Raw genomic sequence first — 12,131 nt, 5'->3', positions numbered from 1 at the left:
TCGAGTTCAGATACTTGACTCGATGTTTTTGGGCTATTCTACATACCACTTCGCAAACCTCGCAGGCGACAGCTCGTTTCGTACAAGATTGCAGCCATTTACATATTGGATGAAGAACTCACAGCAGACTTGAACGTATCTCGTCGTTTCTTAATATATTTGCCTGGAGAGATGCCAACTAATTTGGTAAAACTCCGAATAAAATTGGCGTAATCACTAAAGCCCGATTGAAAGCACGTATCTGTAATGCTCATCCCTTCAGAGAGGTGGAATTTGGCAAGCTCAATACGCCGACCTAGAATGTAGGAGCGGAGAGTTAGTCCGGTGTGCTTTTTAAACTGGCGACTGATGGAAGTGCTGTTCATATAGAACTCTTCGGCAAGTTTACCTAGCGTAATGTCTTGCGTGATATGCTCTTCAATATACTCCATGGTGTTACGTACCAGCTCTGGCATGATGTCGTGAGGCACAAACGAATTGTTGTGAAACCATACATTCAGCATAATCAGCAATTGAGCAGTTGCTGCATTCAGTTTGATATCTGTACCATAAGCATCGGAAGCACGTAATTCTTCAATTTGTTCTGTCCATTGCAACAACTGCTGCAGACGATCTTCGTCCAGATGAATCATGTTTCCTTTTCCCTTGGGTCGATAATCGAAGCAGGATGATAAATTAGTCGATGGTGTAGATAGCTGATGTAGATATGTTTTCTTAAGATTAATCGTAATCCGTTCATACTCCGTTTCATCCAAAATAAAAGCACGGTGCATCTCCTGAGGTGACATAACGAGCAGATCCCCCCGCTCCATATGGTAACAGCGATTTTCTACATAGAAATGAACATTGCCACGAAGGAAGAGATAAATTTCATAGGCATTATGTCGATGATAGATCGTTTCCAGTTTATAGGTCGTCACTCGATGCTGATACAGAAGCTCAGGTTGAATGGGATCGTAAAAATATTCAGAGGATCCGTTCATAGCGTACCTCCCGTCATTTCACGCAATAAATAGAGCAGATTAAGCAATGAAATTGTACTCAGCTTACCTTAAAATGTAATCATCCTATCACAAAGCTGTTTTTGTTGCAAACGCTTACTAATATACGATTCGAATCTAATGTATATCGAATGACTTAGAGCTGCCATGATCAAACCATCCGAGGGGGAATGAATGAAATGAATCATCATGTTACTCCACATGCTGGCGAGCAGAAGGAAGGCACGGTTGAACCTGTCCAACCTGAACTTCAACCAAAGGAAATCGGCAAGCTTCGTCCGAATGCTAATCCGTTAATGGCGCATAAATTTGGAGCTGATCCTTATGCGCTGGTGTTCAATAATCGAGTGTATATCTATATGACTAGTGACAAACTCGAGTATGACTCGGACGGGATACCCCAGAAAAACAGTTATAGTTCGATTAACCGGATTACAGTGATCTCGTCAGAGGATCTGATCAACTGGACTGATCATGGTGAGATCAGAGTTGCAGGCCCTCAAGGCGCAGCAACATGGGCTTCGCAGTCTTGGGCTCCGGCGGCCGCCCATCGGAGGCTAGACGGGCAAGATTGCTTCTTTCTTTATTTCGCCAATAACGCTAGCGGTATAGGTGTATTGTCTGCACCAACACCTGTTGGGCCTTGGATAGATCCTATAGGGAAAGCACTCGTGACAAGAGAAACCCCAGGGGTAGAAGATGTTACCTGGCTCTTCGATCCGGCTGTGCTGGTTGATGAAGATCATCAAGCGTATCTATATTTTGGAGGCGGAGTGCCTGAAGGGAAATCAGAAAGACCTGATACAGCCCGTGTAATGCGATTGGGAGATGACATGATCAGCGTGACTGGTAAAGCTAAGGTCATTCCAGCTCCTTTTATGTTCGAGGATTCAGGGATACATAAACATCAACATATCTACTACTATACGTATTGCTCTAATTTTCATGAAGTTGATCGTGCAGAGAGTGATCCGCCACCGGGTGAGATTGCCTATATGACGAGTACTCAGCCCATGGGGCCTTGGACGTATCAAGGCACAATTCTTCAAAATCCAGGTCATTTCTTCGGGATTGGCGGCAACAATCATCATGCCATTTTTCAATTAGCGGAGAAATGGTACATCGCCTACCATGCTCAGACGCTCTGCCAAGCGATGGATATTCCAGAAGGTTATCGTTCAACGCATATCAATCATATTCAATACGAAGAAACGACGGGTAGATTGAAGGCAATCCAGGCGGATTATCAAGGTGTAAGTCAGCTTCACTCCTTCGATCCATATCAAGCCATTAGTGGGGCAACAATTGGCTGGAGCGCAGGGGTGAACACGTTGCAATTAACTAGCGCCGATCATGGGCTAACTTCAGCATCTGATGTGGTTGTAAGTAAACTGCATGGGGGGAGCTGGATTGCGATCTCGAATGTGAATTTTGGGGAAGATGGTGCGTCTGGTTTTACAGCGTTGCTCTCTAACCAAGGAGAAGCAGCTACGCTCGAACTGCGACTTGATCGTGAAGACGGGCCAATCGTGGGTAAGATTGCTATTCCGTCAACGAGTGAAGCCGATCAATGGAATGAGCAGTCAACTGCAATTACTGGTTCGCAAGGGAATCATGATCTGTATATCGTCCTTCAAGCATCTTCGGATCACTCGAGTGCTGTCCTATTGCAAGAATGGAAGTTCGAGAGAGTTTAATAAGAATAGAACGTAACCTGTGTTTATATACGCAGGAATCAGAATGAGGTGAACACAAAGCATGTATTCTAATCCAATTATCTGGGCTGATTACCCAGATATTGATGTCATCCGGGTAGAGGATACGTACTATATGGTCAGCACAACCATGCATATGATGCCAGGTTGCGTTATCCTGCGGTCGTATGATCTGATTCATTGGGAAGTAGCCACGCATGTGTACGACACGCTGGATAACACTCCTGCCCAGCGATTAGAGAATGGTCAACAAATTTATGGTAAAGGCATGTGGGCAGCGTCTCTACGGCATCATCAAGGCGTGTTTTATGTTATCTTTGTCGCTAATGATACGCGTAAGACGTATTTGTACACATCACGAACGATAGAAGGTCCTTGGAAGAAGCAAATTGTGGAAGGATTTTATCATGATTGCTCCCTATTCTTTGATGAGGATGAACGAGTCTATCTAGTGCATGGTAATGCCGAGATTCATTTGACCGAGTTAAGCGCAGACCTCTCTGGGCCAAAGCCCGGCGGTATACAACGGATTATTGTAAAAGACAATCAACCGTACTATCTTGGTTATGAAGGTGCCCATTTCTACAAAATCCAGGGCAAGTATTACGTTTTCCTCATTCATATGACCAAGGCAGCAGGACGGAGGACACAGGCATTTTATATGGCCGACGCCTTGGATAGTGAATTTGTAGGCGGGGAAGTGTTTAACGATGACATGGGATATTTCAATTTAGGTGTAGCTCAAGGAGGTATTGTCGATACGCCGAACGGAGATTGGTATGCCATGTTATTTCAGGATCATGGAGCAGTCGGGCGAATTCCTGTGCTGGTGCCTCTGCAATTCAAGCAGGGGATTCCGGTATTTGCGAATGAAGCCCCCAAATCCATCGATATTGCGAGCACAAGGCCGGGGTATGCGTATAGACCACTTGTTGGGAGTGACTGCTTTGAGTACACCGTACAGGAAGACGGCAAGGTGCGTCTTCAAGACTTTTGGCAGTGGAATCACACACCGCACGACGAGCTCTGGTCAGTCACAGAAGTGCCGGGAGTTTATCGAATCCGAACGGGTCAACTTAGCCCGAATCTGACCTTCGCCGTAAATACACTAACTCAGCGTTCGATGGGGCCGACTTGTGAAGCAACGGTTACGCTAGATGGCAGTGGTTTGAATGATGGAGATTATGCTGGTTTATGCTTCCTGATCGGCACGTATGGTCTGATTGCACTCACGAAAAAGGAAGGCCAGTATTACCTTGTTATGCAGGCAAGAGAGAGCGAAGATTCGAGCATATTTGGTAATCTGATTGATGAAGAGCCAGCGACAGAGCATGCGCGGATTCCTATAGATGGCCCGTTGATTACACTACAAGCGACAGGGAATTTTGTAGATAACCAGGATGAGTGTTCGTTTGGCTATTGGGACGGTACAGCGTGGAAGAGTCTCGGCATCACTCACCGGATGTTCTATAAGCTAGATCATTTCATGGGTTGCCGTATCGGTCTGTTTCTGTACTCCACGGAAATGATCGGGGGCGCAGCTGATTTTTCAAATTTCAATTATCATATCAAGTAATCAAACTATGTACGATGCACACGTATAAAAGTCGCCAAATGGCGGCTTTTTCGTTACTCCTGCCATGCAAGATGTTGTACAATGATGGAGATTCCAGATAATAGAAAAATGAATGTGTTCATTCCAATCGAACTGGGGGCATGTCGTCGTGAATAAAAGATGGCTGTACAGATCTAGATGGACCTTTATCATCGTTCTTGCTGTGTGCATTCCCGCTGGCCATACACAAGGGAATTCTGGACAATTACATTCCTCGTCTGACGGACAACAGCAACGATCTTCAACGGTGTTAGGGAAGTATGACCCACCCATTAAAGTCTCTTTTGTAAGGGAAACCGGAGAAGACATACAGCGGATGATTGATCAGTTGCCTGATGAGACCCTTACCAACAATCGTTGGACTCGCTTATATGAACAAGAACTTGGCATTCAGATTCACTATGATTGGATTGCTACTGGTGATGTATATCATCAAAAAATGGGGGTATCCCTTGCGGCAGGTCGTTTCCCGGATGTAGTCAAAGTGAATCCATATCAGCTCAGGCAATTAAGCAACGCTGGATTGATTGAAGATCTGACTGAAGTATACCGAACACACGCTTCTCCATTAACAAAAAAAATATTAGAAGCGGAGGGAAGGGGAGCGTTCGATGCTGCCACGATTGACGGTAACCTAATGGCAATTCCGGAATCCTCTTCTTCCATTGAAACAGCGCAATATCTATGGATCAGAACGGATTGGTTGGAAAGGCTAGGTCTACAGCCGCCTGAAACGATGGAAGATGTACTTCACATATCGAAAGCGTTTACAGCGCAAGATCCTAACGGAAATGGCATACAGGATACGTATGGATTAGCCTTAACTAGCTATTTATGGGATCCCGTAATGGGCGCTACAGGATTCATGGCGGGTTACGGAGCTTACCCCAATATATGGATCAAAGATGAGAATGGCGATCTTACGTATGGTGGCATACAACCTGAAGTGAGAACAGTGCTGGAGGTATTGCAGAGGTTGTATCTCGAAGGCCAGATTGATCCAGATTTTTCGTACAAAAACGGAAATAAGGCGTACCGCTTAGTTCAGGACGGGCAGATTGGCATGCTCTATGGTGAACAGTGGGCTCCATTTATGCTACAGACTACTCGTGATACAGATCCACATGCTCAGTGGCAGGCTTATCCTATTGTTGCTGAGTCTAACCGTGCTCTTTTGGTACCACTTCGTTCCAATACAGGACAGTACTTTGCAGTAAAAAAAGGCTTTGCTTATCCAGAGATTGTCGTCAAGCTTATGAACATGCATCTGGACAAAAATTGGGGTGAGGAAGCCGAATATGAAACGTATTACAATGACGATTCACGGGCTGTATGGATGCTATCCCCAGTAACGCCTTTTCCCGGCACCAAAAATATGGATGCCTATCGTCAGATTCGCGACGCCAGAGAGACCGGAGATTTCTCGAGCTTGGAGAACGAAGCGCTTGCGATCCATAAACGAATTGTTGCATATGAATCAGAAGGCTTGAAGAGCGGATGGGGTTGGAAACAAACGTATGGTCCGACAGGTGCCTTCAGCATTGCGGATACCTATGATCAAAATGGACAGCTGTTGAATGACGAATTCACCGGCGGAATCACCGACACAATGATTGATCGGCAAACCATTCTTCGTGATCTACAACTTGAGGCTTACATGAATATTATTCTCGGCTCCCCCATAGAAGAGTTCGATCAATTCGTTCAGAATTGGCGCAAGCTGGGTGGGGATGAAATCACATCGGAGGTGAATGCGTGGTTCAAAATGAATACCGCAATGAATCACCAGCCGTCTCCCTTATCACGCGCCAACAGGTGATTTCTTCAACCTTCATATCAGGAGGTGAACGTATTGTTGAAGATACCTGCCAAGTCGTGGCTCAACAGTATTTTTGTACGATTAATTATGACGTATCTGATCTTTGTATTGCCGCTGATTCTTCTGGGTGTGTATTTGTACCACTGGAGCTACGATACAGCAAGCCAGGAAATCTCCCTGTCCACGGATAGGCGATTGAGTCAATATGCAACAGAGCTGAGCAGGGAGATTGAATGGTTGGAATTGCAGCAGTTTGATATCGCAGAGGATCGTAAATTGAATCGTCTTGCGATCCTCTGGGACATGATGGAGCAGGTCGATCGACGCGAAACATTAGGTTATTTAACCGAACGACTGGCTGCCTTCAAAAACAGCAGTTCGTATATTAAGAATGTTTATGTACATATCCCATTAGTCAACAAGAGCATTTCGGCTACACAAGGCATTGATGAATTGGATAAGGATTCCTTTGATTACTTTAGCTTGGCATTACCTGAAGAGGACTCTCGATTTACTGTAAAGGACGATACCTTGAACCTAAGTGCTGTAAGGCTAACGGGAAAAAGAGGTGAGCCTCCTCTATTCGTGATCCAGGTGGAGCTAGATACATCTCAATTTCAACATGAATTAACAGAGCTTAATCTCTACCCAGAGAGTGCCACACTGCTGATCGAGGATAGAACAGGACACGCCATCTCGGATCAGTACCAGAGAGACGTCATTCTAGCCAGTTACCGTGAGTACAGTCAGAAGAACCTGCAGGGTAACTATCGCAAGAAGGTGGACGGCATTATGTATCATGTGAATCAGCTTCACATCGATAAGTTAGGGTTATCCGTGGCTACGTATCTGCCTGAGAAAATCGTAACCAAACCACTCAGTAGGTTCAATCAGTGGGCCTGGATATTTGCAATAACATCCTTTATTGCGGTCGCAGCTTTTCTCTACTCCAGTTATAGGTTGATACACATCCCGTTACTGTTATTGGTCAAGAGGTTCAAGAAAATGGAGGGAGGCGTGCTCGATATTCCGATCATCCATCATCGCACAGATGAATTTGGATTTTTGTATGCCCGCTTCAACCACATGATTGAAAATCTACAGCAACTGATTGACCGTGATTTCAAAAAAACAATGATGATGCAGCGTGCTGAATTGAAGCAACTCCAATCTCAGATTAATCCTCATTTTCTGTACAATAGCTTCTTCATTCTAAACTCACTTGCCAGAACAGGAGAAACGGAGCGGATCGAGCAGTTTACGAATATGCTTGGTGAATACTTTCGCTTCATCACCCGCAACGGCACTGATTATGTACCATTAAAAGAGGAGGTCGAGCATTCACGAATATATACCGATATTCAGCAATTACGATTCTCTAGACGAATTAAGATGGAGTTCGGGCAAGTGCCATCTGGCATGGAACATATACAGGTACCCAGACTGATCATACAACCGATTATTGAGAATGCTTACGAACATAGTCTTGAGAGAAATACAAGTATGGGGCTCTTACGCGTTCGATTTCATATGGAAGCTACGTATGCCGAGATCATCGTGGAGGACAATGGGAGGGAGTTGCAACATAAAGATATCATGCTGCTTCAAGCACGAATTCGCAACGAGGCCGGTGCGGACGAAATGACCGGATTAACGAATATTCACAGACGTCTAGTTCTGACTTATGGGGAAGAAAGCGGTCTGTTTCTATCCCGTAGCGAGTTACAGGGCTTGAAAGTTACGATTCGAATCCAATGGAAAGAGGGGGAAAAGGAATGTATCGACTTCTGATTGTGGATGATGAGGAAATCATTACAGACAGTCTGTATGAAACATTTTCCAGGCATATGCCAGATCAACTTGACGTATGCAAAGCCTATTCGGCCTTAGAAGCATTGAACTGGATGCGGCGGAGTAGAATCGATATTGTGCTGACAGACATCCGTATGCCAGGCATGAGCGGGCTGGAACTCACTCAAGAGATTCAGACTCATTGGCCGCAATGTCGCATTATTTTTCTGACAGGACACAGCGATTTTGATTATGCGTACAAAGCGCTGCAAATGCCCAATGTACGTTATTTGCTCAAAACGGAAGGCTACGACAAAGTGCTAACCATTGTGGAACAGGTGATGGAAGAAATCAGGCAGAGTCACCACATGCTTGAAGGGCTGGAACGGTCACGTGAACTGCATATTCAGCTGGCTGTGTTCCAGCAGGAGGAGTATGTACGCCAATTGCTCCAGGACTGTAACTCTGCTCCATTCTCTCTATCTGAGATGTCTGAAATGCAAACTGAACTGACTAAGAGAAGCATCGAATTGCAGGCGGACGCTCCGGTATATCTAGTGCTTGGTCGAATTAACACACCGCTAGATGCTGGAACGAATCTCAGACAGGTTCAGGATTCCGTCCGTATTATTGGCTCTACGTTATTAAGTGAACAAGCAACGTATGTTAGCGTATCGGATCATTATGGTGATATCATCTGGCTGCTCCAGCCCATAAAAGAGAAGGGACACGCACCCAATCCGTTTACTAGCTATATTGAGGGTACGTTGGAACTCGTACAGGAAGCTTGCTTCGCTTCTCTTGAAATGTCCATCGCGTTTACATTAAGTGGGCGTGCATGTGCTTGGTCTCAGATTTCTAAGCAATATGAACGGCTAAGATTGCTGCAGTGGATGAAGATTGGCGATGGGGTATCCATGGTGTTGACCGATAATTACGAAGTTTTCACTGCTGGGGCTGCGAAAGATCCGGTTCGAATATCAAGCCGCATAGACGTCATGTCAGGATATTTGGAAACCGGACGATTTCAATCCTTTTATGACATATTCGAAGAGCTTGTAGGTGAGCTAATGCTTCAGGATATGACGATGGAACGAGCGATGGAGACCTACTATCATCTGGCGCTGTTGCTGTACTCGACGTGCAATCGGTGGGGGCTTCAACAGGGTACTGCTGACCAGCGAAGCTTGCTGCAACTCGGCGATTATGCCTGCATGAAAGATGCTGTGCAGTCTCTGTACCGCACTGCGGATGAATTGGTTCATTTCAAGCGATCATCAGAAGAGGAACGAACGAACCTGGTAATCCAATCGTTGGGTCGTTATATCAAGGACAATTTAGAGAAGGATCTCTCGCTAGTGAGATTGGCAGAACTGAATCATTTTAACCCATCCTATCTGTCCAGACTTTTCAAACAAGAGATGGGGATCAATCTGTCAGAGTATATCGACGACTGCCGTATTCGTAAAGCGAAGGAGTTATTGCATAAGTCGGATCTAATGGTGCGCGAGGTGGCACTACAGGTTGGTTATGAAGCTGCTCATTCCTTTACCCGCCTCTTTAAGAAGCTGACGGGGATGACGCCCCAGGAATACCGTGAATCACTGTTAGTGCGCTAGATGTGATAATGAGTAACAGCTATACAAATTATTAATCATGATAAGCAGGATATAGAATACCCACGAGACGCTGGCTGAGAGGAGAGCTAGCGTCTCGTGGGTAGGGGGATGCCAATCTATTAACTTCAATTATGTGCATATAGATCCGGACAATCCATGCCTACGCGGTGTGGATTTTTTGCCTTCGATATGCATTGGGGCTTGATCCCGTATAAGCTTTGAACTTTTTGTAGAACCAGTCGATATCCTTATAGCCTACACCAACAGCAATTTCGTAAATTCGCAGATCCGTGGATAAGAGAAGCTGTTTTGCTTTTTCCATCCGCTGCTGCAGCATGTAATCATTGAAGGACATCTTCTCTTCAAGCTTAAACTTCTGTCCGAGATACGCACAGTTAAAATGCAGCATATCCGATATTTTTTTTAGTGTAATCTCATCACTCAGATGATCCCTTACATACGCTTTGACAATTCGAATCACATGATTAGAGTCTATCGCTTTGCCATTAATTTGAATGGGCGGTGTGAGAGCTGCTGTTTTCTTCATTGGCTCTGGTTCCAGCTTCGTACGAAGTTCATGCAGACTACAGAGCAGAGCGGATGTAATGAGAGGAGAAGGCAAGTAATCATTCACCTGATATATTAACGCCTTGCGTACAAGCTTGAAGTGATCCCTCCCACCAATAAGAAGGATAGGGATTTCGCTTGTTTTTCGAATGTGATGACATAGCCACAACCCCGCGGAATCATACCGCTCTGTATATATGACAACGACAGTAAAGTCCTGTTTAGACATAGCGGTCAAAGCAGCTGCTGAGTCAAAGACGCAATCCCCAATCGTATAGTCTGATTTGTTGTGCTGTAATAGGTGTTCCAGCTCTCTGCACAAACGACGACTATAATCCACAAGTAATATGTTGTACATGAAGCAAAACCTCACCTTCTCCTGAATTTTCAACCGATAGTTCCACTGAAATAAGGCTTACCTTCATTATGAGAAGAAAAGAAAGCGCATACAATGTCCATATTTTTGCAGATGGTGCATTTCTTTACCATTTGAAGGCGTAACACTTCGATATTGGCTAAAAAGTCAGGTGTTCTATAGTCCATCGGGGTAAATACCTGTATTTTGGCAGGTTGTTTGCGCTTTCATATGAGCGATACACTTTGAGAGCAAACGACATTAGGGGGGAAGACGATGAGAAAAAACAAGTTTATGCTATTGAGTTTGGTATGTGCACTGATGTTACTGATTGCTGCATGTAGTTCCGCACCTACGGCTCAGCCTGAGCCGGAAACACCCGCACCACAAGAGCAAGAGGAACAAACAAGCGAAGCAGAGCCGAAGAATGAATTATCCACACCAGAGATGGATTTTGACATGGGCGGCAGAACGATCAAAGTTGTTGCCTGGTGGGACATGGAAATTACAGATAGCAATCCGGATAACATTCAGCGCATTGAAAATCTAGAAGCATTGAAGAAAAAGCATAACTTCGAGATTGAATACGTCTCGATTGATTTTGGAGAATATCAAGAAAAAGTGGTCGCTTCTCTGATGGCGGGCGAACCGCTTGGTGATCTAGTGAGGTTAGGAAAAAACTATGCGATTCCAGCGTTGACCAAACAAGATCTGTTATGGCCGGTGGATGATTATATCAAAAACGACAAGGTATTTAATCAGAAAACGACCAAGGAATATATGCAATACGAAGGTAAGGGTTATGGATTTACTGAAGATAAGTCTTCGTTCATCAATGGAATATTCTATAACCGCACATTAATGCAGGAGCTCGGCTTAAAGCCGTTACAGGAGTATGTTGATGCCGATGAGTGGAACTGGGATACGTTCATTAGCGTTGCTAAGCAGGCGAATCAGGACCGCAATAACGACGGTAAGCTGGATACATGGGGATTAGCACAGACGGGTCTGCTTGAACCGATCCTCTACTCGAACGAAGCATCCTTGACGAAAGAGGATAAACAGAACCTGGAAGATCCGAAAACAAAAGAGGCACTGAACTTCCTCTCTAAACTTGCCACAGAGAAGGTTGGCAGAGCGACGGAAGGCGGCGATTGGACGGAGCCAGCAACGTTTTTCCGTCAAGGTAATACGTTGATGTATTCAGGTGCAATGTACGAGGTTAGCGGCATTATGACAGACATGCAGGATTATGACATCGGCTTTGTGCCATTTCCGAAAGGACCGAGTGCGTCAGCTTATCATTCCGGTGAATCACGTTACCAAGCACTAACGATTCCTAAAGCGGTGGAGAATCCCGAGCAACTAATGTATATCTGGGAAAAAATCAATGAAATTGATTCGGTCTATGATTATCCAGAACAATCTTCGTTAGAAACAAATTTGGCAGATGAAGCCGACATCAACAATGCCAGAACGGTGGCAGAGGGCATGTTAGTTTTGGATCATAATACGTTCCCTTCCCTGCCTTTCTGGGATTTCGACGCCGAGCTGAAGGAAGGCGTATCGGTATCGACCCTGATCGAGAAATACAAAGCACCATTTCAAGCCGCAATTGATGAGGTATACCAATAAACTTCGCTATTAAA

8 protein-coding genes are annotated in these 12,131 nt (G+C 44.9%); 6 read left to right on the top strand and 2 right to left on the bottom strand.

What is annotated here, in order from left to right:
* Positions 1-98: 98 nt before the first annotated feature.
* Positions 99-983, bottom strand: coding sequence for an AraC family transcriptional regulator (locus tag V6W81_RS16790; protein WP_338539824.1), 885 nt, complete (start codon positions 981-983; stop codon positions 99-101).
* A 197-nt stretch (positions 984-1,180) separates the two neighbouring features.
* On the opposite strand from V6W81_RS16790, the gene V6W81_RS16785 reads away from it, so the two are divergent.
* The 5 genes from V6W81_RS16785 to V6W81_RS16765 all read left to right on the top strand — a co-directional run bounded on the left by V6W81_RS16785 (position 1,181) and on the right by V6W81_RS16765 (position 9,560).
* Complete coding sequence (locus V6W81_RS16785; RefSeq protein ID WP_338539823.1) at positions 1,181-2,698, top strand: glycoside hydrolase family 43 protein; 1,518 nt, start codon at positions 1,181-1,183, stop codon at positions 2,696-2,698.
* A 61-nt stretch (positions 2,699-2,759) separates the two neighbouring features.
* Positions 2,760-4,292, top strand: a complete 1,533-nt coding sequence (locus tag V6W81_RS16780) for a glycoside hydrolase family 43 protein (RefSeq protein WP_338539822.1) — start codon at positions 2,760-2,762, stop codon at positions 4,290-4,292.
* Between the two features lie 148 nt (positions 4,293-4,440).
* Positions 4,441-6,150: an extracellular solute-binding protein gene (locus V6W81_RS16775; RefSeq protein WP_338539821.1), complete on the top strand. Its 1,710-nt coding sequence runs from the start codon at positions 4,441-4,443 to the stop codon at positions 6,148-6,150.
* Between the two features lie 24 nt (positions 6,151-6,174).
* Positions 6,175-7,941 (top strand): sensor histidine kinase, encoded by a 1,767-nt coding sequence (locus V6W81_RS16770; RefSeq protein ID WP_430700887.1) that lies wholly within the window; start codon positions 6,175-6,177, stop codon positions 7,939-7,941.
* Positions 7,926-9,560, top strand: a complete 1,635-nt coding sequence (locus V6W81_RS16765) for a response regulator (protein ID WP_338539819.1) — start codon at positions 7,926-7,928, stop codon at positions 9,558-9,560. The genes V6W81_RS16770 and V6W81_RS16765 overlap by 16 nt, the downstream gene beginning before the upstream one ends.
* 160 nt (positions 9,561-9,720) lie before the next feature.
* On the opposite strand, the gene V6W81_RS16760 is transcribed toward V6W81_RS16765, so the two are convergent.
* Positions 9,721-10,485, bottom strand: coding sequence for a helix-turn-helix domain-containing protein (locus V6W81_RS16760; RefSeq protein WP_338539818.1), 765 nt, complete (start codon positions 10,483-10,485; stop codon positions 9,721-9,723).
* A 273-nt stretch (positions 10,486-10,758) separates the two neighbouring features.
* Here V6W81_RS16760 and V6W81_RS16755 point away from each other — a divergent pair, with 273 nt between their 5' ends.
* The gene (locus tag V6W81_RS16755; protein WP_338539817.1) at positions 10,759-12,117 is read left to right on the top strand and encodes an extracellular solute-binding protein; all 1,359 of its coding nucleotides are present in this window, start codon (positions 10,759-10,761) and stop codon (positions 12,115-12,117) included.
* Positions 12,118-12,131 lie beyond the last annotated feature (14 nt).

It is taken from the genome of Paenibacillus tundrae (assembly GCF_036884255.1).
GTDB lineage: Bacteria > Bacillota > Bacilli > Paenibacillales > Paenibacillaceae > Paenibacillus.
This window is presented reverse-complemented; position numbering and strand designations above follow the sequence as displayed.

Coding starts and splice junctions, on each gene's coding strand:
- V6W81_RS16785 (WP_338539823.1), top strand. CDS start 1,181: ATGAATCATCATGTTACTCCACATGCTGGCGAGCAGAAGGAAGGCACG.
- V6W81_RS16790 (WP_338539824.1), bottom strand. CDS start 983: ATGAACGGATCCTCTGAATATTTTTACGATCCCATTCAACCTGAGCTT.
- V6W81_RS16755 (WP_338539817.1), top strand. CDS start 10,759: ATGAGAAAAAACAAGTTTATGCTATTGAGTTTGGTATGTGCACTGATG.
- V6W81_RS16760 (WP_338539818.1), bottom strand. CDS start 10,485: ATGTACAACATATTACTTGTGGATTATAGTCGTCGTTTGTGCAGAGAG.
- V6W81_RS16765 (WP_338539819.1), top strand. CDS start 7,926: ATGTATCGACTTCTGATTGTGGATGATGAGGAAATCATTACAGACAGT.
- V6W81_RS16780 (WP_338539822.1), top strand. CDS start 2,760: ATGTATTCTAATCCAATTATCTGGGCTGATTACCCAGATATTGATGTC.